Genomic DNA, 23020 nt, shown 5'->3' with positions numbered 1-23020 from the left:
CCCTATCCGAGGCGGAAGCGGCGGTAGAGCAGCACCCCGCCCAGCAGCAGTGCCCCGCCGCCGGGCAGCAGGTAGCCGACTCCGTCGGCCCCGGTGTGGGCGAGCGCCGGGCCGTGCTGCGGCTGCGGCTGCGGCGCGGGCCGGGTGACGGGGGGCGCGACGACCGGCGGCTGCGGCGGCTTGCCGCCGCTGGGTACGTCGGTGTTGACGGAGGTGTTGCCGGTGGAGCCGTTGCCGAGCCCGACGACGTTCACCGAGTTGCCGCTGACGTTGAGCGGGACGTCGACCGGAAGCTGGATCCCGTTGCCGGACAGCAGCCCCGGCGAATCCTTTCCTCGTCCATCGGCATGCGCTCCCCCGCCCGAGTGGGACCCCGTACCGGCCGCCGTCCCGGGTTTCGAAGGGTGCGAGGGCGCCGACCCCGGATGCCCGTCGCCACCGCCTCCCGTGTTGGCACAGCGGTTGCCCGCGGCCGAGTTGAGCAGGCCGACCACGCTCACGGTGTTGCCGCACACGTTCACCGGTGTGTGCACCGGCAGTTGCACCAGATTCCCGGACAGCAGCCCCGGGGAACCCTCGGCCTTCCCGCCCGCGTCCGCATCGGCGTACGCGAATCCGCTGACGCCCGCGACCGCCAGCCCACCTCCCGCGACCACCGCCGCGATCAAGCCATTCCGACGACTGTGACGCATCAGTTTCCCTGCCTTCCGGAGGAGTTCACGGGCGCTGTACCCGCACCGGAAACAACGCGGTAAGCCCATTCGGGTTATAGAGCCGGTAGGCATTTCACTCCATCGTGTACTGGGTAATGCCTACTTCATGACCGCACACCCGCTCCTGCTCCTCGACGTGGACGGCCCCCTCAATCCCTTCCGGTCCCGCCTCGCCGGGCTCCGCGGGTACACGACCCACCGGATGCATCCGGCGGACTGGATGTCCCACCGGGACCCCGGATCCCGCAGCGCCCGGCGCGGTCTGCGGGTCCGCCTGCACCCCGCGCACGGCGCCCGTCTGCTGGCCCTGCCGTACGAACTCACCTGGGCCACCGCCTGGATGCACCAGGCCAACACGATGATCGCCCCGCACATCGGGCTTCCCGGCGATCTTCCCGTCATCGAATGGCCGGAACTCTTCGCCCACGACCCCGACGGTCTCTTCTGGAAGACCCGCCCGCTGCTCGACTGGGCCGCGGGCCGCCCCTTCGCCTGGGTCGACGACATGATCACCCCGCAGGACCGCGCCTGGATCGCGGCCCACCATCCCGCCCCGGCCCTCCTCCTCACCGTCCACGCCCGCCACGGCCTGCGCGAGCGCGATTTCACCACGTTGACGCGCTGGGCGGCGGAGGTCAGTGGCGCAAGGCGGTGAGGGGGTCCGGGGAGGGGGTGCCCGTGGGCCACCAGTCCTCGCTGTCCGGGCGGGACTCGTAGGCGTACCAGAGGCCGTCGCGGCCCAGGCGGAGCTGGCGGGTGTGCGCGGTGAGGCGGTTGCGCTCGGGGCGGAAGGCACCCGGGGAGGCGGCGAGGAGGGCCGGTCGGGCACGGTCGAAGGGGCCGGCCGGGGGGTCCCAGGGCTCTTCGAGGGCGGCGAGCGCGGGCCGGCCGCCCTGGCGCCAGGCCGCGGCGGCACGGGCCAGGTCGGTGGTGGTGCGGCCGGTGGCGCGGGCCAGGTCCCGGTAGAGGGTGCGGGCCGCGCCGGTGAGGCCCGCCGTGTGGTGCGCGGACGCCAGGCGGACGGCGTCCTGCCAGAGCGTGAGCCCGGCGATCGGGTCCTCGGCGGTGGCGAGCAGGGCGAAGGCGCGGGCCGCGGCGTCCGTGGCGAGCTGGTCGAGGACCAGCGGGTCGGGGGCCGCCGGGTCCGCCGGGTACGCGGGCGGGAGCCCCACCGCCGCGGGCGCGGGCAGCGGGGCCGGCAGCGGCGGCAGGCTGTTGCGGGCCAGGGCCGCGCGGGCCTGGACCCCGGGGAAGTCCGGTGCGGCGTCGGGCTGTTCGCGGGCGGCGTGGGCCGCGTTGCGGCGGGTCAGCTCGTCGAGGAGCTCCCGCTCGCCCCGGCCGCGCAGGAGCAGCAGGACGAACGGGTCCTGGTCGAGGAGGCGGGCCGCCCGGTAGCAGAGGGCCGCGGCGTGCTTGCAGGGCGGACGAGCGGTGTCCGGGCAGGAACAGCGGGCGACGAGCTCACCAGTGCCGGGCAGGACCGTCCCCGCCAGCGACTGCGGAACCTCCCGCTCCAACAGGCTCGCGAGGGCCGTGGGGTCCGCGGCCACCGTCTCCAGGAGCTCGCTCCACTCGGCGTCCGGGAAGGGGCTCAGGGCCAGTTCCGTGCGGTACGGACGGGCCCGGCTGCCCCGTACGTAGGCCACGATCCGGCCCGGGGTGACCGTCACCGCGTCGACGTGGCCCTCGACCGCGTACGCACGGCCCCGGGCCAGCCGGGCCGGGTCGCCGGAGGCCGCTTCGAGCGCCGACACCCAGGCCCTGCCCCACCAGCTGGCGGCCTCCGCCCCGGCGGGCACGGTCTCGAAGGTGCGGCGGCGGTCGTCCCGTGCGGTGATCATGCGGGCCTCTCCACTGTGGTCATGCGGGCCTCCGCAGGGAGACGAGGTCGGCCAGCTCGCGGTCGGTCAGCTCCGTGAGCGCCGACTCCCCCGAGCCGAGCACGGCGTCGGCCAGGGCCCGCTTGGCCTCCAGCATCTCGGCGATCCGGTCTTCCACGGTGCCCTCGGCGATGATCCGGTGGACCTGGACGGGCTGCGTCTGGCCGATGCGGTAGGCGCGGTCGGTGGCCTGCTCCTCCACCGCCGGGTTCCACCAGCGGTCGAAATGGATCACATGGCCGGCCCGCGTGAGGTTGAGCCCGGTGCCCGCCGCCTTCAACGAGAGCAGGAAGACCGGGACTTCGCCGGACTGGAAGCGGTCCACGAGCTCTTCGCGGCGCGCCACCGGCGTCCCGCCGTGCAGGAGCTGGTGGGAGATCCCCCGGGCCGCCAGATGCCGTTCGATGATGCGGGCCATCGTCACGTACTGGGTGAAGACCAGCACGGAGCCGTCCTCCGCGAGGATCGTGTCCAGCAGCTCGTCCAGCAGGGCCAGCTTGCCCGAGCGGTGCGGGATCCGGGGCTGCTCCTCCTTCAGGTACTGCGCGGGGTGGTTGCAGATCTGCTTGAGCGAGGCCAGCAGCTTCATGATCATGCCGCGCCGCTCGATGCCCTCGCTCGCCTCGATCACGGCCATCGCCTCGTCCACCGCGGCCTGGTAGAGCGAGGCCTGCTCGCGCGTGAGGGAGACGGGATGGTCGGTCTCCGTCTTCGGCGGCAGCTCGGGGGCGATCCCCGGGTCGGACTTCTTGCGCCGCAGCAGGAACGGCCGTACGAGCGCGGCGAGCCGGGCCACCGCCGCCTCGTTGCCCCCGTCCTCCTCCTGCTGGTGCTCCACCGGGCGGGCGTGCCGGGCCCGGAACGCCGTCAGCGGGCCCAGCAGTCCGGGCGTCGTCCAGTCGAGCAGCGCCCACAGCTCGGAGAGGTTGTTCTCCACGGGGGTGCCGGTCAGCGCCACCCGGGCCGGCGCCGGGATCGTCCGCAGTGCCTTCGCGGTCGCCGAATGCGGGTTCTTCACGTGCTGCGCCTCGTCGGCGACGACCATGCCCCAGGGCTGCTCGGCCAGCCGGGCGGCGCTCGCGCGCATCGTCCCGTACGTGGTGAGGACGAAGCCGCCCGCCAGCCCGTCGAGGCTGCGGCTGCCGCCGTGGAAGCGGCGCACGGCGGTCCCGGGCGCGAACTTCTCGATCTCCCGCTGCCAGTTGCCCAGCAGTGACGCGGGGCAGACGACGAGCGTCGGCTCGGGCCGGTCCCGGTGCAGGTGCAGGGCGATCAGCGTGACCGTCTTGCCCAGGCCCATGTCGTCGGCGAGGCAGCCGCCGAGGCCGAGCGAGGTCATGAGGTCCAGCCAGGCCAGGCCGCGCGCCTGGTAGTCGCGCAGGGTGGCCTTCAGTCCGACGGGCTGCGGGAGGGGGGCGAGCTCGCCGGTCAGCCGCTCCCGCAGCGCGGCCAGCGCGCCCACCGGGACCGCCTCCACCGGCTCCCCGTCCACCTCGGCCGTCCCCGTCAGTACGGCGGCCAGCGCGTCCACCGGGTCCAGCAGGCCCAGCTCCCGCTTGCGCGCCTTGCGCACCAGCTCGGGATCGACGCGCACCCACTGGTCCCGCAGCCGCACCACGGGCCGGTGCGCCTGCGCCAGCGCGTCCATCTCTCCCGGGGTGAGCCGGTCTCCGCCGAGTGCGAGCTCCCAGGAGAAGGCGAAGAGGTGGTCGGCGTCGAAGAAGGCGGTGCCGTCGGTGGCGGAGCCGGGGGCGGTGGACCGTACGACCGCGGTCGCGGACAGCGTACGAGCCAGCTCGCGCGGCCAGTGGACCAGGACCCCGGCGGCCGCCAGCCGGCTCGCGGCCCTGCCGAGGAGGTCTTCGAGCTCCCGGTCGCAGAGGGCGAGGACGTCGGGGACCGGCTGGTCCAAGAGCCGCAGCAGCGGCGGCCAGACCCGGGCGGCCCGGCGCAGCGCCAGTACGGCGTCGATCCGGGCGCGCGGCCCGAACCCGGCGGCGGCCGCGCCGGCCCACAGCAGTCCGGCATCGGTGACGAGGGTGGGGTCGGCGAGGCTGTGCACCTGGACGACGGCGGCGCCGGCGCGGCGGATGTCCGCCTCCTCCGCACCCTCCGGGTCCTCGGGCCCGTCGAAGAGGCGGAACGAGGACAGGTCGAGCCGCAGCGAGATCCCCACGCCGGCATCGGCGCCGGCCGCGACCTGCGCGGCCCAGTCCCGTATCCCGGGCACCCGCTGGGGCTCCTGCGCGGCGAAGGGCCGCCCGGCGGCCAGCGGCGCGGCCGGGGTACGGGGCAGGCTGTCGGCGACGGCATCGAGGAACGCCCGGACCAGCGCCTCCGGTTCGGGCAGCTGGAGGGGGCGCCGACCGGTCAGGGGGGTGGCGTACCCCTCGTACGGGAGGGCGGCGGCCACCGCGCGGAGGTGGCCCACGTCCTCGGCGTCGAGCGGGCCGGCCCGCCAGGCGTCGACCCCGTCGGGGGTGACCCCGGGGAGGAGGCGGCCGCGGGCGACGAGCGCGAGGGCGTGGAGGGCGGCGGTCCCCCAGGCGCGGGTGGCGGGGTGCGCGGCGGGGCTGCGGGGGGCGCGGGCGAGGAGGGGCAGGGCGTCGGTGACGGAGAGGGCGAGGGAGGGGACGGTACGGCTGCGGACCCCCTGGCCGTGGGGGTGCACGACGGTGAGCGGGGCCGGCGTGGCGGCCGGGAGCTCGGGGAGGGCGTCCCCGTCGGGGGCCCAGAAGGCGATGCGGGCCTCGCGGGGGACGGCGGCGGGGAGGAAGACGGCGGCGTGGCGCAGGAGGGCGGCTCCCGGCGCGGGCTGGTGCGGCTGCGGCGTCACGGTGTCGTCTCCTCTCCCCTCGGTCTGGTCCGTCCGTCTGGTCCGTCCGTCTGGTCCCTCGGTGTGGTCCCCCGGTCTGGTCGGGCCAGACGGAGCCCGTCTGCCGTCGAGTCTAGGTGCGGGCACTGACAACGCGGCTGAGCTGGGCAGATGCCGGCTCCGGAGCCCGTGCGCCGCAGGTCGTGGCGCCCCGGGGACGGCTCGCAGCACCGCGCTACCCGCCACACGGGGGGAAACCGCCGTGCTCCAGGGCTTCGCCGCCGTCATCGCGGTCGCGCTCACCGCCCCCGGATTCCTCGGCCCCGCCGACCTGCCGCCGCATCCCCACTCGCCCAGGCATGCGGGGAAGGTCCCCGAGGGGCTGCCCGAAACGGCGCCGTTTCGCCTGGACGGGGCGCTTCCGGCGGCCGGGAGCCGGCGCCGTCGGCTCAGAACCGACCTCGACACGGGCGCCGTGCAGGGCTCGGTACGGGCCTCCTCCGACTCGGCGGCCGCCCGGCTGTCCCGGAACCTTGAGCGGCAGGTCGCCGCCTGCGCCGCCGACTGGCTGCGGGCGCTCCCGGCCGGGACGGCCGGCTCGTAGGACTACGGCGCCCTCCCGTCGAGGAGGGCGCCCACGCCTACGGCATGCACCCCGAACCCGGCGTGCACCTCGTCGGCATCGGGCGCGACGGTTCCTCCGTGGCGACCTGAGCGACGCCCCCGTCCCCGCCTTCGAGCGGACGACCACGACCGCCGTGAACCGCCTCGATCCACGACATCCGATGACATGAGCTGACATACCATGGTCCTGAGGCGATGGCCATGCGATCCGGAAACGAGCCCGTGACCGCCCGCAGTCCGCTGCGGCTGCGGTTCTGGCTGAGTCTGTGGGGGTTCGTCTGGGCCGCCGCCGGGACCGCCGCGTTCTCCCTGGTCGGCCGTCCCGGGTGGGCGGCCGCCTGCGGGGTGGTCGCCGTACTCGCACTCGTCGACCTGGCCGTGGTCCTCCACCACATCCACCAGGGCCCCCACTACCAGCCGGGCCCGGACGTGCCCCCGTACGAGCCGCCGCACCAGCGGTGACGCGGCCCGCCGCTCCTCGGACCCGCTACTCCTCGAAGCGGGCCGCCGCCAGGTAGTCGGGCCGGGGGTCCAGGGCGGCCGCCAGGCGGAAGTGCTTGCGCGCCTGCTCGGGACGGCCGGAGCGCTCATGGGTACGGGCCAGGGCGAAGTGCGCGAAGGCGTTGTCCGGCTCCCGCTCCAGCACCAGCTCGAACTCCAGCGCTGCCGGACGCAATTGGGCGGCCGCGAAGAACGCGCGGGCCCGCAGCAGCCGGGCCGCCGTGTTCTCCGGGTGCGCGGCGATGACGGAGTCGAGCAGCTTCACTGCGCCCCGCGGGTCGCGCGCGGCCAGCAGCTGCTCGGCGGCCCGGTAGTCGATGACGTGCGTCTCGGGCGACGCCCCGGACGGCGGAGGCGGCTGCGCCGGTATGGGCGGCGGCGTGGTGTCGGACACGGTCTGTTCCTTCCCTCTGCGGGTGCGTTCAACGCCCCGCGCCCCGCCTGCGCTTCCCCGCGTACGTCAGGCACCGGCAGGGCCCGCCGCCGCCTCCCGCTCCTTGAGCTCCGCCCACACCTTGCGCACCTGCGGCTCCAGCGCCTCCAGCGGCCCGTCGTTGTCGATCACGAGGGTGGCCACCGCCAGCCGCTGCTCCCGCGTGGCCTGCGCGGCCATCCGGGCCCGCGCCTCGTCCTCGGCCATCCCGCGCAGCGCGGTCAGCCGGGCCAGCTGCGTCTCGGGGGCCGCGTCCACCACGACCACCAGGTCGTACAGCGGCGCCAGGCCGTTCTCCGCGAGCAGCGGTACGTCGTGCACCACGATCGCGTCGGGCCCGGCAGCGGCCTCCAGTTCGGCCGACCGGGCCCCGACCAGCGGGTGCACGATCGCATTGAGGGTCTGCAGCTTCGCCGGGTCGGCGAAGACGATCGAGCCGAGCTTCGGCCGGTCCAGCGTCCCCTCGCCCGTCAGCACGGACTCCCCGAAAGCCGCCACGACGGCCGCGAGCCCCGGCGTACCCGGCTCCACGACCTCCCGCGCGATGCGGTCGGCGTCCACGACGACCGCCCCGTACCCCGCCAGCAGCCGCGAGACCTCGCTCTTGCCGGCACCGATTCCGCCTGTCAGGCCAACCTTCAACATGCCCAGCAGACTAGACCCCGCGCCCCGGCTCCCGTACGGCCCCCCGCTTCCCGACCCGGCCGCCAAGGGGGCCCCTCGGCCGCGTCAGCCCCTGTCAGCCCTCGCCCTCGCGCTCCGCGAGGAACCGCTCGAATTCGCGGCCGATCTCGTCCGCCGACGGGATCTCCTGCGGCTCCGCGATCATGTTGCCCCGCGTCTCGGCGCCGGCCGCCGCGTCGTACTGGTGCTCCAGTCCCTGGACCAGGGCCACCAGCTCCTCGTCGCCCTCGCGGATCTGCCGGTCGATCTCCGTCTGCGTACGGTGCGCCTCGGTGCGCAGCGCGTGCGCCACCGCCGGCAGGACCAGCCCGGTCGCCGCCGTGATCGCCTCCAGCGCCGTCAGCGCGGCGTCCGGGTACGCGGAGCGCGCCACGTAGTGCGGTACGTGCGCGGCGACGCCCAGCACGTCGTGCCCGGCCTGGCCGAGGCGGAACTCCACCAGGGACTCCGCGCTGCCCGGCACCTGCGCCTCGTCGAACGGGCTGCGGTGGCCCGGCATGAGGTCGGTCCGGTTGCCGTGCGGGGTGATCCCGACGGGCCGGGTGTGCGGGACGCCCATGGGGATGCCGTGGAAGTTGACCGAGAGCCGGACGCCGAGGCGCTCGACGATCTGCCGGACGGCCACGGCGAAGCGCTCCCACTCCACGTCCGGCTCGGGGCCGGAGAGCAGCAGGAACGGGGCGCCCGTGGCGTCCTGGACGAGGCGCACCTCAAGGCGCGGCTCCTCGAACTCGGTCCAGTGGTCGCGCTGGAACGTCAGCAGCGGGCGCCGGGCGCGGTAGTCGACCAGGCGGTCCGCGTCGAACCGGGCCACGACCTGGTGGGGCAGCGTGTCGAGCAGCCGCTCGACGATCTGCTCCCCGGCCTCACCCGCGTCGATGTACCCCTCGAAGTGGTAGAGCATGACCAGCCCGGCCGAGTCCTGGGCGAGCGCCAGATCCGCCACCGCCAGGCCCTTGGCATCCCATTCGTACAAACCCTGTGGATCAAGCACCGCCACCACTCCTCCTCGCCGCCTACGTTGCCCACAACGTGCAAGGCGGCTGCTCCATTCCCCAGTTGGCCCCTTTCACAGGAATGCGACAAGGCCCGCCCCCCTGAGGGGACGGGCCTTGTCGTTCGGCTCTGCTCGGCTTCTCAGCTCCGCTCGGCTTCTTGCCTACAGCTCACACCGGGGTGCGATGCGCTGCGATCAGCTCTGGCCGCCGGCCAGCTTCTCGCGGAGCGCGGCCAGGGCCTCGTCGGAGGCCAGGGCGCCCGAGGTCTCGTCCGACTCCGAGGAGTAGGAACCACCCGAGATGCCCGCACCGGCGTTGCCACCGGCGGCCGGGGCGGCAGCGCCCTCGGCAGCGGCGGCCTCGTCGGCCTCGCGGCTCTTGATGACCTGGGCCTGGTGCTGCTCGAAGCGGACCTGCGCCTCGGCGTACTGGCGCTCCCACGTCTCGCGCTGGGTCTCGTAGCCCTCGAGCCAGTCGTTGGTCTCGGGGTCGAAGCCCTCGGGGTAGATGTAGTTGCCCTGGTCGTCGTAGGACGCGGCCATGCCGTACAGGGTCGGGTCGAACTCGACCGACGCCGGGTCGGCACCGAAGGACTCGTTGGCCTGCTTCAGGGACAGCGAGATCCGGCGACGCTCAAGGTCGATGTCGATGACCTTGACGAAGATCTCGTCGTTGACCTGGACGACCTGCTCCGGGATCTCCACGTGGCGCTCGGCCAGCTCGGAGATGTGGACCAGACCCTCGATGCCCTCGTCCACGCGGACGAACGCACCGAACGGAACCAGCTTGGTGACCTTGCCCGGGACGACCTGACCGATCTGGTGCGTACGGGCGAACTGCTGCCACGGGTCCTCCTGCGTCGCCTTCAGCGACAGGGAGACACGCTCGCGGTCCATGTCCACGTCGAGGACCTCGACGGTGACTTCCTGGCCGACCTCGACAACCTCGGACGGGTGGTCGATGTGCTTCCAGGACAGCTCGGAGACGTGGACGAGACCGTCGACGCCACCCAGGTCCACGAAGGCACCGAAGTTGACGATCGAGGAAACGACGCCGGAGCGGACCTGACCCTTCTGCAGGGTGGTGAGGAACGTCTGGCGGACCTCGGACTGGGTCTGCTCCAGCCAGGCGCGGCGGGACAGGACCACGTTGTTGCGGTTCTTGTCCAGCTCGATGATCTTCGCCTCGAGCTCCTTGCCCACGTAGGGCTGGAGGTCGCGGACGCGGCGCATCTCGACGAGGGAGGCCGGCAGGAAGCCACGGAGGCCGATGTCGAGGATGAGACCACCCTTGACGACCTCGATGACGGTACCGGTGACGATGCCGTCTTCTTCCTTGATCTTCTCGATCGTGCCCCAGGCGCGCTCGTACTGGGCGCGCTTCTTGGACAGGATCAGGCGGCCTTCCTTGTCCTCCTTCTGGAGAACCAGGGCCTCGATCTCGTCGCCGACCTTGACGACCTCGTTCGGGTCGACGTCGTGCTTGATCGAGAGCTCACGGCTCGGGATCACGCCTTCGGTCTTGTAACCGATGTCGAGCAGGACCTCGTCCCGGTCGACCTTCACGATGACGCCGTCGACGATGTCGCCGTCGTTGAAGTACTTGATCGTCTCGTCGATCGCGGCGAGGAAGGCTTCCTCGTTACCGATGTCGTTGACCGCTACCTGCGGGGTGGTAGAGGTGGTCTCGGTGCTGCTCGTCATGTGGGAAAGGGCTCCGGTTACGGACAGAAAGTCGTAGGTACTGCTACGCCGGGAGCCCTTATCGGCACCTGCCGAAGAAGCCGGACAGCCAAGGAAGCCCATGCTCCGCCGTGAAGCGGTCAGGGCCTCGAAAACCGAGGGGTCATCAACAGATGCAAGCGCAGCCTGCTAGGTCTGAGGAGCACAGGCTCGCAGCGCAACTTGTAGCATACGGGGGCAGCCGGACAGGGTCAATGCGCGAAGGCGCACACCCCGGGCGGATCACCGCATAACCGGCACAATTCGTGGGCGGGCGGGCGCTGATGGCCCTTCCCTGCCTTGTTGCGACTCTTTCCGACTCTTTCCGCAGACTACGACGACGGGCCCCATGAACCAAGAGGACTACGCCCCCGAAGAAGCGTACGAAGCCGATGGCCGCGGCCCCGGGTCCGGCGAGGACGCCGGCGAGGACGCGGAGGCCACCCGGCGTGAGGCCGACGACACGGAGAGCAGCCGGGCCAGCCGGTCCTGGTGGGACCGCAACGCCGACGAGTACCAGAACGAGCACGGGGCCTTCCTCGGCGACGACCGCTTCGTGTGGGGCCCGGAGGGCCTCGACGAGGCGGACGCCGCGCTGCTCGGCCCCGCGGACTCCCTGAAAGACAAGGACGTCCTGGAGATCGGCGCCGGCGCCGCCCAGTGCTCGCGCTGGCTGGCCGCCCGGGGCGCCCGCCCCGTCGCCCTCGACCTCTCCCACCGCCAGCTGCAGCACGCCCTGCGCATCGGCGACGGCATCCCCCTCGTCGAGGCCGACGCCGGCCGGCTGCCCTTCCGCGACGGCTCCTTCGACCTGGCCTGCTCCGCGTACGGGGCCGTGCCCTTCGTCGCCGACCCCGTCAACGTCATGCGCGAGGTGCACCGCGTCCTGCGCCCCGGCGGCCGCTGGGTCTTCTCCGTCACCCACCCGATCCGCTGGGCCTTCCCCGACGAGCCCGGCCCGGAGGGGCTCTCCGTCGCCGCCTCCTACTTCGACCGGACCCCCTACGTCGAGCAGGACGAGCAGGGCCGCGCCGTCTACGTGGAGCACCACCGCACCCTCGGCGACCGCGTCCGGGACGTGGTGGCGGGCGGGTTCCGCCTGGTCGACCTCGTGGAGCCGGAGTGGCCCGCGTGGAACACCCAGGAGTGGGGCGGCTGGTCCCCGCTGCGCGGCAACCTGATCCCCGGCACCGCGATCTTCGTCTGCGAGCGCGGCTGAGGTGATCCGGACCGCCGACCTCGACGCCCTCCCCGTACGGGAGGCCCTGCCCGCGCTGGTCTCCGCGCTGGACTCACACGGCACGGCGGTGCTCTGCGCGCCGCCCGGCACCGGCAAGACCACGCTGGTGCCGCTGGTACTGGCGGGGCTGGTGGGGGGTGGACCGCGCCGCAAGGTGATCGTCGCCGAGCCCCGGCGGATCGCCGCCCGGGCGGCGGCGCGGCGGATGGCCTGGCTGCTGGGCGAGCAGGTCGGCGGCCCGGTGGGCTTCACGGTGCGCGGCGAGCGGGTGGCCGGGCCGGGCACGGTGGTCGAGGTCGTGACCACCGGCGTACTCCTCCAGCGGCTCCAGCGCGACCAGGAGCTCGAAGGGGTCGACGTGGTGGTCCTGGACGAGTGCCACGAGCGGCACCTCGACGCCGACACGGTCGCCGCGTTCCTGCTGGACGTACGGGAAACCCTGCGCCCCGAGCTGCGGCTGGTGGCGGCCTCCGCGACGACCGATGCCGCGGGCTGGGCCCAGGTCCTCGGCCACGGCCGTGCGGGCGGAGCGCCGGTGGTGGAGGCCGCGGGGGTCTCGTACCCGGTGGAGACGGTCTGGGCCCCGCCGGCCCGGCCGGTGCGGCCCCCGCACGGCATGCGGGTGGATCCGGCGCAGCTGGCCCACGTGGCCTCGGTGGTGCGGCGGGCGCTGGCGGAGCGTTCCGGTGACGTGCTGTGCTTCCTGCCCGGCGTCGGGGAGATCGCCCGGGTCGCGGGGCAGCTGGGCGGGGTGGAGGCGGAGGTGCTCCAGCTCCACGGGCGCGCCCCGGCGGCGGTGCAGGACGCGGCGCTGTCCGCCCGGCCGCACCGCCGGGTGATCCTGTCCACCTCGGTGGCGGAGTCGAGCCTGACCGTGCCGGGGGTACGGGTGGTGGTCGACTCCGGGCTGGCCCGCGAACCCCGGGTGGACCACGCACGGGGGCTGGGCGCGCTGGCGACCGTACGGGCGTCCCGCGCGGCCGGGCGCCAGCGGGCGGGCCGGGCGGGGCGCGAGGCGCCGGGCACGGTGTACCGCTGCTGGTCGGAGGCGGAGGACGGCCGCCTCCCGGCGTTCCCCTCCCCCGAGATCCGGATCGCGGACCTGGCACAGTTCGCACTCCAGGCGGCGTGCTGGGGCGATCCGGACGCGGCCGGGCTGGCGCTGCTGGACCCGCCGCCGGCCGGGGCGATGGCCGCGGCGCGGGAGGTGCTGATCGCGGTGGGCGCGGTGGACCCGGCGGGCGCGGTCACCCCGCGCGGTCAGCGGATGGCCCGGCTGGGGCTGCACCCGCGCATGGCCCGCGCCCTGCTGGACGGCTCCGACCGGCTGGGACCCCGCCGGGCTGCGGAGATCGTCGCCCTGCTGAGCGAGGAGCCGCCGCGGGAGTACGGGGACGACCTCGCCGCCGCCTGGCGCCGGGCCCGCGCGGGCGGCGACGCGTACGCCGCGCGGTGGCGGGCGGAGGCGAAGCGGCTGGAACGCGCGGCCGCCGCGGGGAACCGCGGGGCGCGGGCGGAAGCGCTCACCGACGACGCCGCCGCCGGGCTGGTCGCGGCTCTGGCGTTCCCGGAGCGCGTCGCCAAGGCCAAGGGCGAGGGGGCGTTCCTCATGGCCTCCGGGACGGCGGCCGAACTCGGGGAGGCGTCGGGGCTGCGCAGTGCGCCGTGGGTGGCCGTCGCCATCGCCGACCGGGGGCCGCATTCCGCCTCCGCCCGGGTCCGGCTGGCCGCCGCCGTCGACGAGGACACCGCCCGCGCCGCGGCCCGGCACCTGCTCGCCTCCGGCGAGGAGGTGCGCTGGGAGGACGGCGACCTCGTCGCCCGCGCAGCCGAGCGGCTCGGGGCGATCGCGCTGGCCGTCCGCCCGCTCAAGAACCCCGATCCGGCCCTCGTCCGGGCCGCCCTCCTCGACGGCCTGCGCGGCGACGGGCTCGGCCTGCTGCGCTGGAGTGCCGACGCCCGGGCGCTCCGGGACCGGCTCGGCTTCCTGCACCGCACGCTCGGCGGCGGCTGGCCCGACGTACAGGACGAAGCCCTGCTGGAGCGCGCCGACGACTGGCTGGAGCCCGAGCTGTCCCGGGCCCGCCGCCGCGCCGATCTCGGGCGGATCGACGCCGGGCAGGCGCTGAACCGGCTGCTTCCCTGGGCCACCGGTGAGGCCGCCCGCCTCGACGAGCTGGCCCCGGAGCGGATCGAGGTGCCCAGCGGCTCCCGGATCCGGGTGGACTACTCCGCCGAGCACGGACACGGGCAGCCGGTCCTCGCCGTGAAGCTGCAGGAGCTGTTCGGGCTGGCCGAGACCCCGAAGGTGGCCGGGGTGCCCGTACTCGTGCACCTGCTGTCCCCGGCCGGCCGCCCCGCCGCCGTCACCGCCGACCTGGCCTCCTTCTGGCAGGGCGGCTACCGCGCCGTGCGCGCCGAGCTCCGCGGCCGCTACCCCAGGCACCCCTGGCCGGAGGATCCGGCGACCGCCGCGCCCACCCGGCACACGAACGCCCGGCTCAGGCGACAGCAGTGAGCCTCGTGGTGAGCTCCTCCCCGTCCTCCGCCCCGCCGCGCCGGCCGCGGGCCTCCAGCCACAGCGCCAGCCCGAGCAGGACGAGGGCGCCGGCCGCCAGGCCGATGGGCGCGTACGTGTGCAGGGCGAGGACCTTCGTGCGGTTCGACGTGACCAGGTCGACGGTGTACGCGGCGTAGTCCTCGCGCATCTTCACGTGCCCGGCGAAGACGGTGAGCCTGCCGTCGGGGGCGCCGGCCGCGATGCCGCCGCGCATCTCCTGCTCGATGACCTGCTCGGCGTTGACGGGCGCCCCGGTCACGGGGTCGACCCAGAACATCGCCTTGGCCCGGTACCAGAGGCTGGTGCCGGTGCTCTGCTCGAAGGTCTTCGGGTCGATGCCCTCGATCGGCATCTTCTTCGGCAGGGCGACCTTGGTCCACGGAAGGGTCTGCTCGTAGTAGTACACGTCCATCCCTCGGTACGTGCGCGGGCCGACGTAGTGGATGGGTGAGGCGGTGCGGGTCTGCGCGTCGAAGTAGAGGTAGTCGCGCGGCTCGGTGAAGAACGGCCACTTGAACTCGATGCCCTCGCGTCTGACGGGGTCGCCGTCGACCATCTCACCGGTGGCGTGCACCGGGTCCTGGCTGTGGGCGTCGAAGATGTAGCGCTCGGGGATCTGGGAGACCATCTTCCCGTCCGGACCCATGATGTACGTCAGGGTGTCCCAGACGACGACGTCCTTGCCTGCGCTCGCCTCGATCTCCTTCGACGCCTCGACGTTGCCCTTCAGGGTCTGGACGATGGTGACCTTGTCCACCTTCTTGGGCTGCATGCCGGCGGTGTAGTCGAGGAGGGTCGCGTCCTTCGCCTCCAGGACCACCTCCTGGTACTGGCTCGGCGGGATCTTGGCGAGCCGGGGGTACGCGTACCAGCGCAGCAGCGGTGCGAGGGCGGCGAGGAACACGGCGAAGGCGAGCAGGACGAGGCTGGCGGTGCGTCTCAAGGCCGGCCTCCTCTACTGTCCGGGCGCGCTGGGCGCGGTGGTGAGCAGGGGCTTGGGCGAGGTCTTGCCTTCGGGCGCCCCGAACGCCGTGACGGCGAACACGAGGGCCAGCGCGGCGGCAAGCCCGATGGCGGCGGCGAGGAGTGCGCGCATGCCGGGGCCTCCGGAATCTGATGGAACGTCAGGGCGGAGCCGCACCGTAGCAACGCGGGGCGGAGATGAGAACCGTCCGGACCCCGGACGACGGGGCGGTATCGGTCCGAATTGCCCATGGTCAGGCATGTCGTGACGCACCGTGACTCCTCCCGCCGTCCCGCGGGTCAAGCCCCTCCTGGCATCGCGGCGGGGTTCCCCGGAGTCGAGGAGCACGCGGATGAGTACCGAGAAGGCGACGGGGCGCGGCCGGATCGTCACCTGGTCACGGGAGGGATCGCGCCCTGCTAGGGAGCCTTGGTCCCGGTGGGCGACGGGGACGCGGACGGGGACGCCTTGCGCGTGGCCGTGGGGCTCGGGGTGGATGACGGAGTCGGCCCGCCGGCCGTCGGCTTGGGCTTCGGGCTCGGCGTAGGCACCGGAGTCGGCGTCGGGCTCGGCGTAGGCGTAGGCGTCGGCTTCGGATCCGGCGTCGGCGTAGGCGTCGGCGTCGGATCCGGCGTCGGCGTAGGCGTGGGCGTCGGATCCGGCGTGGGCGTCGGCGTCGGCTTCGGATCCGGCGTCGGGGTCGGCGTCGGCTTCGGATCCGGCGTCGGGGTGGGGGTCGGCTTCGGCGTCGGCACCGGGGTCGGCTTCGGGGTGGGGCTCGGGGTCGGCTTCGGCGTGGGGGCCGGCGTCGGCTTCGGCGGCGCCGGGGGTTGGTCCGCGCCCCCGTCGGGGACCTCGTGCGCGCCCCGGAGGTAGTACGTGAACCAGGACTTCACGGTGCGGAGGTACTCCGCGGACTGGTTGTACGAGAGCACCGCGCGGTCCAGATCGGCGGGTACGCGCAGGTCGCGGGTGCCCGCGCAGAGGTAGCGGCCGGCCGCGAGGGCGGCGTCGTACACGTTGTTCGGGTTGCGGCGGCCGTCGCCGTCCGCGTCCTGGCCCCAGACCGCCCAGGTGGACGGGATGAACTGCATGGGGCCGACCGCCCGGTCGTACGCGGCGTCCCCGTCGTACGCCCCGCCGTCCGTGTCCCGGATGTTCGCGAAGCCGTTGCCGTCGAGCACGGGGCCCAGGATCGGCCGCAGCGTGGTGCCGGCGGTGTCCAGCCGGCCGCCGCGGGCCTGCCCGGACTCGACCTTGCCGATCGCCGCGAGGAGTTGCCAGCGCAGTCCGCAGCCGGGGTCGGTCCGCCCCACCTTCTGCTCGGCCAGCCGGTACGCCGCCAGGACCGTCGCCGGGATTCCCTGCGCACCCTCCCCGCCGCCCATGGCCACCGGTTCGTTGTGCGGCGCCACCGCCTCGGTGGCCGGCTGGGACGGCTGCGCGGCCGGGTCCTCCTGCGGCAGCTCGGCCGCCAGGGGCGGGAGTTCGGTGAGGTAGTCGGAGTCCCCGCCGGACTCGGACGGCCGGGACGGCTGCACGGGCGGGACGTTCTCGGTGCCCGCCGCGGATATCCGCTCCCCCGGCGGGGCTTGGGATGCCGTGAGCGCTGCGGCGACGAGCGCGCAGACCAGGACCGCGGTCCCTCCCCTGCGCAGCCTGCTTCCGATCCGAGCCGACATGAGCCGGGCCCCTCCCCCTCGACGTCGGCGTGACCTTACGTCAACTCCCTTCATCCTGCATCGATCGGAGCCCGGAATTCACCACTTCCCCACCTGTCGAGCGGCTCGCCCATACTGACCCGGACCGTTCGGGGCGCATTGGCCCGAAGTAAGGAAGTGGTGTCATGCCGTTCACCCTCAGCCACGCGGCCGCCGTCCTGCCGGCCGTCCGCCGGGCGGGCCGCGCCCGCGGACCGCTGGCCGCGTCGGCGCTCGTCCTCGGGTCGTTCGCGCCCGACACGTTCTACTTCGCGGACGCCGTCGTCTCCGGCCTCTGGCCGTACGGTGCGTTCGCGCACTCGCTGCCCGGGGTGTTCACCCTGGACGCCGTGCTGACCGCCGCGCTCGCGGCCTGCTGGCTGCTGCTGCGCGAACCGCTGATCGCGCTCCTGCCGCGCCGCCGCCAGGGCCGGGTACACGCCTTCGTGCGCGGCGAGGACTGGCGGGGCGGCGGCCGCGGGCGGCCTTCGCTCGCGCTCTGGTTCTACCTCTCGGCGGTCGCCGGCTCGCTCACGCACGTGGCCTGGGACAGCTTCACGCACCCGCACCGGTGGGGGACGGACGCGCTGCCCGTGCTCGGCGAGCCGTTCGCGGGCGGGCTCCCCCTCTATACGTACGTGCAGTACGGAACCTCGGCGCTCGCTGCCTGCGCCCTGCTCTGGTTCACGGTGACCGGCGTACGCCGCCTGCCCGACCGCCCCGCCCCCGCGGCCGTACCGGTGCTCGGCCGGGCGGAGCTGCTGGGCGCGGTCGCGCTGGTCGCGCTGTGCGTGGCCGTCGGGGTGACCGTGCGCGTGCTGCGCTTCTTCACGTTCTTCGACCGGATCCGCACCCCGCTCGACATCATCCCGACCGTCTGCTTCGGCGCGGGCGGCGGCCTCGCCGTGGGCCTGCTGCTGTACGGGGTCCTCGTACGGCTCCTCGCGCGCCGGCGCGAGGAGCCGTCCCGTACGGACGAGGACGCGCGAACGCCCGTCCCCACCGCATAGCGGGAACGGGCGTCCGGCGATCCTGCCTCAGTGCGCCGCCGACTCCCAGTCGGCGCCCACGCCCACCGACACGTCCAGCGGGGCCCGGAGTTCGACGGCGGCGGCCATCTCGCGGCGCACCAGCTCCTCGACCTTCTTGCGCTCGCCCGGGGCGATCTCCAGCACGATTTCGTCGTGGACCTGGAGCAGCATCCGCGACTTCAGCCCGGCCTCGGTGATCGCCTTGTCCACGCGCAGCATCGCGACCTTGACGATGTCGGCCGCGGTGCCCTGGATCGGGGCGTTCAGCGCCATGCGCTCGGCGGACTCGCGGCGCATGCGGTTGTCGCTGTTGAGGTCGGGCAGGTAGCGGCGGCGGCCGAAGACCGTCGCCGTGTACCCGGTGGCCCGGGCCTCCTCGACCACGCGGTGCAGGTAGTCGCGGACCCCGCCGAACCGCTCGAAGTACGTCTCCATCAGGCCGCGCGCCTCGGCGGGCTCGATGTTCAGCTGCTGGGAGAGGCCGAAGGCGGACAGCCCGTACGCCAGGCCGTAGGACATGGCCTTGATCTTGCGGCGCATCTCGGCGTCGACCTGGTCGCGCTCGACGGAGAAGACCTGGGAGGCGACGGTGGTGTGCAGGTCCTCGCCGGAGGTGAACGCCTCCAGCAGGCCCTCGTCCTCGGAGAGGTGCGCCATGACGCGCAGCTCGATCTGGCTGTAGTCGGCGGTCATGAGGGATTCGAAGCCCTCGCCGACGACGAAGCCGCGGCGGATGGCCCGGCCCTCGTCGGTGCGCACCGGCACGTTCTGCAGGTTGGGGTCGGTGGAGGACAGGCGTCCGGTCGCGGCGACGGTCTGGCTGAAGCTGGTGTGCACCCTGCCGTCGGCGGCGATCGTCTTGACGAGGCCCTCGACGGTGACGCGCAGCTTGGCCTGCTCCCGGTGCCGCAGCATGATCACCGGCAGTTCGTGGTCGGTCTGCGTGGCCAGCCAGGCCAACGCGTCCGCGTCCGTGGTGTAGCCGGTCTTGGTCTTCTTCGTCTTCGGCAGGTCCAGCTCGCCGAAGAAGACCTCCTGGAGCTGCTTGGGCGAACCGAGGTTGAACTCGTGCCCGACCGCCGCGTGCGCCTCCTTCACCGCCTGCTGCACGGCTCCGGCGAACTGCTGCTCCATGGCCTCCAGGTGGTCGCGGTCGGCGGCGATGCCCGCCCGCTCCATCCGGGCCAGCAGCTCCGAGGTGGGCAGCTCCATGTCGTGGAGCAGTTCCGTGGCGCCGACCTCCTCCAGCTTGCCGGTGAAGGCCTCACCGAGGTCCAGGACGGCGCGAGCCTGCGCCATCAGCGCCTCCGCCTCGGCGGTCTCGTCGGCGCCGAAGGCGAGCTGGCCGTCGGCCGCGGCGGGCTGGAGCTCGCGGTGCAGGTATTCGTTGGACAGCACGTCCAGCGCGAAGGAGCGGCGGCCCGGCTTGACCAGGTACGCGGCGAGCGCGGTGTCCATGGTGACACCGGCCAGGCTCCAGCCGTGCTCGGGGAAGACCCGCATCAGGCCCTTGGCGTTGTGCACCACCTTGGGCTTAGCGGCATCGGCGGCCCAGGCCGCGAACGCCTGCTCGTCGGCCTCGTCCAGCGCGGACGGCTCGAACCAGGCGGCGGCCCCGCCGGCCGCGGCCAGCGCGATCTCGCTGACATTGCCCTGGCCCAGCGCCCAGCTGTCCACGGTCGAGATGCCGAGCGGCTCGCCCGCCCGGGCCGCCAGCCACGGCGCCAGCTCGCCCGCGCCCAGCACGCTCGCGTCCAGTTCCACACCGGCGGCCGGAGCCGGGGCGGGCTCCTCGGCTGCGCCCGGGTCCACCGCCAGCAGCCGCTCGCGCAGCGAGGCGTTGCGGATCTCCAGCACGTCCAGCACGCCCGTGACGGCGGAGCGGTCGTACGGCAGGCGGGCCAGGTCGGCCGCGGCCCTGGGCAGCTCGACGTCCTTGACCATCTCGGTCAGGACCCGGTTGAGCTTCACGGACTCCAGGTGGTCCCGGAAGTTCTGCCCGGCCTTGCCCTTGACCTCCTCGGCGCGCTCGACCAGCTCCGCGAACGACCCGAACTGGGTGATCCACTTCGCGGCGGTCTTCTCGCCGACGCCCGGGATGCCGGGCAGGTTGTCCGACGGGTCACCGCGCAGCGCCGCGAAGTCCGGGTACTGCTGCGGGGTGAGGCCGTACTTCTCCTCGACCTTCTCCGGGGTGAACCGGGTCAGCTCGGAGACGCCCTTGGTCGGGTACAGCACGGTGGTGTGCTCGGAGACGAGCTGGAAGGAGTCCCGGTCGCCCGTGACGATCAGCACCTCGAAGCCGAGGGCCTCGGCCTGCGTCGCCAGCGTGGCGATCACATCGTCGGCCTCGAAGCCGTCGACGGCGAACCGCGGCACGTTCATCGCGTCCAGGAGCTCGCCGATCAGCTCGACCTGCCCCTTGAACTCGTCGGGGGTCTTGGAGCGGTTCGCCTTGTATTCGGGGAACTCCGTCGAGCGCCACGTCTTGCGCGAGACGTCGAACGCCACCGCGAAGTGCGTGGGCGCCTCGTCGCGCAGCGTGTTCGCCAGCATCGACGCGAAGCCGTAGATGGCGTTCGTCGGCTGCCCGGTCGCCGTCGTGAAGTTCTCCGCGGGCAGCGCGAAGAACGCCCGGTACGCCAGGGAGTGCCCGTCCATGAGCATCAGGCGGGGGCGGTCCGCTGCGGTCGTCTGGTCGGTCTTCTTCGATGCGTTCTCTGCCACGCCCCCGATCCTAGGCGGCCCCGCTGACAATTCCGGCGTCGGAGATGTCCGCAGGGCGTGACAGGATCGGACGTCCACGCGAATACCCACAGCGGCCGACGCCGCGATGCCCGACTGCTCAAAGGGGAGCGACATGGCCGCCAAGCCGCCCGCAGGTGATCCCGAACAGCACGCGCCGCAGGTGGCGCCCCCCAAGCGTGCCGCGGCCGGCCTGCCCGCGATCGGGCACACCCTGCGGATCGCGCAGCAGCAGATGGGCGTCGCCCGTACCGCACGCACCCTGCTCAAGGTCAACCAGAAGGACGGCTTCGACTGCCCGGGCTGCGCCTGGCCCGAGGGAGACAAGCGGCACACCGCCGAGTTCTGCGAGAACGGTGCCAAGGCCGTCGCCGAGGAGGCCACGCTGCGCCGGGTCACCCCGGACTTCTTCGCCGAGCACTCCCTGGCCGACCTCGCCGACCGCTCCGGGTACTGGCTGGGCCAGCAGGGCCGCATCACCGAGCCGATGTACCTGCCCGAAGGCGCCGACCGGTACCAGGCCGTCCCCTGGGAGCGGGCCTTCGAGATCATCGCCGAGGAGCTGCACGCCCTCGGCTCCCCCGACGAGGCCCTCTTCTACACCTCGGGCCGCACCAGCAACGAGGCCGCGTTCCTCTTCCAGCTCTTCGCCCGCGAGTTCGGCACCAACAACCTGCCCGACTGCTCCAACATGTGCCACGAGTCCTCGGGCTCCGCGCTGAACGAGACCATCGGCATCGGCAAGGGCAGCGTCTCCCTCGAAGACCTCCACCAGGCCGACCTGATCATCGTCGCCGGGCAGAACCCGGGCACCAACCACCCGCGCATGCTCTCCGCCCTGGAGAAGGCCAAGTCCGCCGGCGCGAAGATCATCTCGGTGAACCCGCTGCCCGAGGCCGGCCTGGAGCGGTTCAAGAACCCCCAGACCCCGATCGGCATGCTCAGGGGCACCGCCCTCAACGACCTCTTCCTCCAGATCCGCATCGGCGGCGACCAGGCCCTCTTCCGGCTCCTCAACAAGCTCGTCATAGAGACCGACGGCGCCACCGACGAGGTCTTCATCCGCGAGCACACCCACGGCTACGAGGAGCTCGCGGCCGCCGCCCGGGAAGCCGACTGGGCCGAGACCCTCACCGCCACCGGCCTCACCCGACCCGAGATCGAGCGGGCCCTGGCCATGGTCCTGGCCTCGAAGCGCACCATCGTCTGCTGGGCCATGGGCCTCACCCAGCACAAGCACGCCGTCGCCACCATCCGCGAGGTCGTCAACCTGCTCCTGCTGCGCGGCAACATCGGCCGCCCCGGCGCCGGCGTCTGCCCCGTCCGCGGCCACTCCAACGTCCAGGGCGACCGCACCATGGGGATCTTCGAACGCCCCGCGCCGGCCTTCCTCGACGCCCTCGACGCGGAATTCGGCATCACCTCGCCGCGCGGCCACGGCTACGACGTCGTCCGCTCCATCGAGGCCCTGCGCGACGGCAAGGCCAAGGTCCTCTTCGCCATGGGCGGCAACTTCGTCGGCGCCACCCCCGACACCGCCGTCACCGAGGCCGCGATCCGCCGCGCCTCCCTGACCGTCCACGTCTCCACGAAGCTCAACCGCTCCCACGCGGTGACCGGCCGGCGCGCCCTGATCCTGCCCACCCTCGGACGCACCGACAAGGACGTCCAGGCCTGCGGCAAGCAGTTCGTCACCGTCGAGGACTCGATGGGCATGGTCCACGCCTCCCGCGGCAACCTCCCCCCGGCCTCCCCGCACCTGCTCTCCGAGCCCGCCATCGTCGCCCGCATGGCCCGCGCCGTCCTCGGCGCCGCCTCCGCCACCCCGTGGGAGGAGTTCGAGCGGGACTACGGCACGATCCGCGAGCGGATCTCCCGGGTGATCCCCGGCTTCGAGGACTTCAACGCCCGCGCGGCCCGCCCCGAGGGCTTCCGCCTGCCGCACGCCCCGCGCGACGAACGCCGCTTCCCCACCAAGACCGGCAAGGCGAACTTCACCGCCGCGCCCGTCGAGTACCCGAAGATCCCCGAGGGCCGGCTGCTCCTGCAGACCCTGCGCAGCCACGACCAGTACAACACCACCATCTACGGCCTTGACGACCGCTACCGCGGGATCACCGGCGGCCGCCGCGTCGTCATGGTGCACCCCGAGGACGCGGCGGAGCTGGGGCTCGCGGACGGCTCGTACGCGGACCTGGTCAGCGAGTGGAGGGACGGAGTCGAGCGGCGCGCGCCCGGTTTCCGCGTCGTGCACTACCCGACCGCCCGCGGCTGCGCGGCCGCGTACTACCCCGAGACGAACGTGCTGGTCCCGCTCGACTCCACCGCGGACACCAGCAACACCCCCGCGAGCAAGTCCGTCGTCGTGCGCTTCGAACCGGCCTGATAGAACGACCTCAGGACAAGACGGT

At 73.4% G+C, this 23020-nt stretch carries 18 protein-coding genes; 7 read left to right on the top strand and 11 right to left on the bottom strand.

What is annotated here, in order from left to right; genetic code table 11:
• Positions 1-2 precede the first annotated feature (2 nt).
• Positions 3-656: a chaplin gene (locus ACIBAD_RS31100; RefSeq protein WP_398909974.1), complete on the bottom strand. Its 654-nt coding sequence runs from the start codon at positions 654-656 to the stop codon at positions 3-5.
• A 163-nt stretch (positions 657-819) separates the two neighbouring features.
• On the opposite strand from ACIBAD_RS31100, the gene ACIBAD_RS31095 reads away from it, so the two are divergent.
• Positions 820-1368, top strand: a complete 549-nt coding sequence (locus ACIBAD_RS31095; RefSeq protein ID WP_134074971.1) for a hypothetical protein — start codon at positions 820-822, stop codon at positions 1366-1368.
• Here ACIBAD_RS31095 and ACIBAD_RS31090 read toward each other — a convergent pair.
• On the bottom strand, positions 1349-2554 hold the full coding sequence (locus tag ACIBAD_RS31090) for an SWIM zinc finger family protein (RefSeq protein ID WP_398909972.1): 1206 nt from the start codon (positions 2552-2554) through the stop codon (positions 1349-1351). The two genes, ACIBAD_RS31095 and ACIBAD_RS31090, sit on opposite strands and share 20 nt — an antisense overlap.
• Before the next feature lie 19 nt (positions 2555-2573).
• Positions 2574-5429 (bottom strand): DEAD/DEAH box helicase, encoded by a 2856-nt coding sequence (locus ACIBAD_RS31085; protein ID WP_134074973.1) that lies wholly within the window; start codon positions 5427-5429, stop codon positions 2574-2576.
• A gap of 241 nt (positions 5430-5670) precedes the next feature.
• Here ACIBAD_RS31085 and ACIBAD_RS31080 point away from each other — a divergent pair, with 241 nt between their 5' ends.
• Positions 5671-6012: a hypothetical protein gene (locus ACIBAD_RS31080; RefSeq protein WP_398909970.1), complete on the top strand. Its 342-nt coding sequence runs from the start codon at positions 5671-5673 to the stop codon at positions 6010-6012.
• A gap of 221 nt (positions 6013-6233) precedes the next feature.
• Positions 6234-6494, top strand: a complete 261-nt coding sequence (locus ACIBAD_RS31075; protein WP_053688664.1) for a DUF6343 family protein — start codon at positions 6234-6236, stop codon at positions 6492-6494.
• 25 nt (positions 6495-6519) lie between these two features.
• On the opposite strand, the gene ACIBAD_RS31070 is transcribed toward ACIBAD_RS31075, so the two are convergent.
• The 4 genes from ACIBAD_RS31070 to rpsA all read right to left on the bottom strand — a co-directional run bounded on the left by ACIBAD_RS31070 (position 6520) and on the right by rpsA (position 10351).
• The gene (locus ACIBAD_RS31070; protein WP_398909967.1) at positions 6520-6927 is read right to left on the bottom strand and encodes a tetratricopeptide repeat protein; all 408 of its coding nucleotides are present in this window, start codon (positions 6925-6927) and stop codon (positions 6520-6522) included.
• A gap of 66 nt (positions 6928-6993) precedes the next feature.
• A complete protein-coding gene (gene coaE / locus ACIBAD_RS31065) occupies positions 6994-7611 on the bottom strand; it encodes a dephospho-CoA kinase (protein ID WP_398909965.1) in 618 nt (205 codons plus the stop codon).
• Positions 7612-7705: 94 nt separating this feature from the next.
• Positions 7706-8644: a PAC2 family protein gene (locus ACIBAD_RS31060; protein ID WP_134075781.1), complete on the bottom strand. Its 939-nt coding sequence runs from the start codon at positions 8642-8644 to the stop codon at positions 7706-7708.
• 198 nt (positions 8645-8842) lie between these two features.
• Positions 8843-10351 (bottom strand): 30S ribosomal protein S1, encoded by a 1509-nt coding sequence (rpsA, locus tag ACIBAD_RS31055; protein WP_030292147.1) that lies wholly within the window; start codon positions 10349-10351, stop codon positions 8843-8845.
• 367 nt (positions 10352-10718) lie between these two features.
• On the opposite strand from rpsA, the gene ACIBAD_RS31050 reads away from it, so the two are divergent.
• Together ACIBAD_RS31050 and hrpB are read left to right on the top strand one after the other, a co-directional pair.
• Complete coding sequence (locus ACIBAD_RS31050) at positions 10719-11588, top strand: class I SAM-dependent methyltransferase (RefSeq protein WP_398909963.1); 870 nt, start codon at positions 10719-10721, stop codon at positions 11586-11588.
• A 1-nt stretch (position 11589) separates the two neighbouring features.
• Positions 11590-14127, top strand: coding sequence for an ATP-dependent helicase HrpB (gene hrpB, locus ACIBAD_RS31045; RefSeq protein ID WP_398909961.1), 2538 nt, complete (start codon positions 11590-11592; stop codon positions 14125-14127).
• Here the strand turns inward: hrpB and ACIBAD_RS31040 are convergent.
• The 3 genes from ACIBAD_RS31040 to ACIBAD_RS31030 all read right to left on the bottom strand — a co-directional run bounded on the left by ACIBAD_RS31040 (position 14111) and on the right by ACIBAD_RS31030 (position 16815).
• Positions 14111-15112, bottom strand: coding sequence for a DUF3068 domain-containing protein (locus tag ACIBAD_RS31040; protein ID WP_134074976.1), 1002 nt, complete (start codon positions 15110-15112; stop codon positions 14111-14113). The genes hrpB and ACIBAD_RS31040 overlap by 17 nt on opposite strands.
• Before the next feature lie 12 nt (positions 15113-15124).
• On the bottom strand, positions 15125-15265 hold the full coding sequence (locus ACIBAD_RS31035; RefSeq protein ID WP_166682152.1) for an SPW_0924 family protein: 141 nt from the start codon (positions 15263-15265) through the stop codon (positions 15125-15127).
• A 287-nt stretch (positions 15266-15552) separates the two neighbouring features.
• A complete protein-coding gene (locus ACIBAD_RS31030; RefSeq protein WP_398909958.1) occupies positions 15553-16815 on the bottom strand; it encodes a lytic transglycosylase domain-containing protein in 1263 nt (420 codons plus the stop codon).
• 164 nt (positions 16816-16979) lie between these two features.
• On the opposite strand from ACIBAD_RS31030, the gene ACIBAD_RS31025 reads away from it, so the two are divergent.
• Complete coding sequence (locus tag ACIBAD_RS31025) at positions 16980-17843, top strand: DUF4184 family protein (RefSeq protein ID WP_398909956.1); 864 nt, start codon at positions 16980-16982, stop codon at positions 17841-17843.
• 27 nt (positions 17844-17870) lie between these two features.
• Here ACIBAD_RS31025 and polA read toward each other — a convergent pair whose 3' ends face one another.
• Complete coding sequence (polA, locus tag ACIBAD_RS31020; RefSeq protein ID WP_134074979.1) at positions 17871-20591, bottom strand: DNA polymerase I; 2721 nt, start codon at positions 20589-20591, stop codon at positions 17871-17873.
• Positions 20592-20724: 133 nt separating this feature from the next.
• Here polA and ACIBAD_RS31015 point away from each other — a divergent pair, with 133 nt between their 5' ends.
• Entirely contained in the window at positions 20725-22995 is a 2271-nt protein-coding gene (locus ACIBAD_RS31015; protein ID WP_398909953.1) for an FdhF/YdeP family oxidoreductase, read from the top strand.
• The last annotated feature ends 25 nt before the right edge of the window (positions 22996-23020 follow it).

It is taken from the genome of Streptomyces sp. NPDC051109 (genome assembly GCF_044455885.1).
Classification (GTDB): domain Bacteria; phylum Actinomycetota; class Actinomycetes; order Streptomycetales; family Streptomycetaceae; genus Streptomyces.
Note: the sequence above shows the minus strand (reverse complement) of the source record. Positions and strands in the feature narration are given on the sequence as shown.

Bases quoted from the DNA above. Each gene is read 5' to 3' on its own strand.
- ACIBAD_RS31075 (WP_053688664.1), top strand. From the start codon at position 6,234: ATGCGATCCGGAAACGAGCCCGTGACCGCCCGCAGTCCGCTGCGGCTG.
- rpsA (WP_030292147.1), bottom strand. From the start codon at position 10,351: ATGACGAGCAGCACCGAGACCACCTCTACCACCCCGCAGGTAGCGGTC.
- ACIBAD_RS31015 (WP_398909953.1), top strand. From the start codon at position 20,725: ATGGCCGCCAAGCCGCCCGCAGGTGATCCCGAACAGCACGCGCCGCAG.
- ACIBAD_RS31095 (WP_134074971.1), top strand. From the start codon at position 820: ATGACCGCACACCCGCTCCTGCTCCTCGACGTGGACGGCCCCCTCAAT.
- ACIBAD_RS31025 (WP_398909956.1), top strand. From the start codon at position 16,980: ATGCCGTTCACCCTCAGCCACGCGGCCGCCGTCCTGCCGGCCGTCCGC.
- ACIBAD_RS31090 (WP_398909972.1), bottom strand. From the start codon at position 2,554: ATGATCACCGCACGGGACGACCGCCGCCGCACCTTCGAGACCGTGCCC.
- ACIBAD_RS31050 (WP_398909963.1), top strand. From the start codon at position 10,719: ATGAACCAAGAGGACTACGCCCCCGAAGAAGCGTACGAAGCCGATGGC.
- ACIBAD_RS31030 (WP_398909958.1), bottom strand. From the start codon at position 16,815: ATGTCGGCTCGGATCGGAAGCAGGCTGCGCAGGGGAGGGACCGCGGTC.
- coaE (WP_398909965.1), bottom strand. From the start codon at position 7,611: ATGTTGAAGGTTGGCCTGACAGGCGGAATCGGTGCCGGCAAGAGCGAG.
- ACIBAD_RS31035 (WP_166682152.1), bottom strand. From the start codon at position 15,265: ATGCGCGCACTCCTCGCCGCCGCCATCGGGCTTGCCGCCGCGCTGGCC.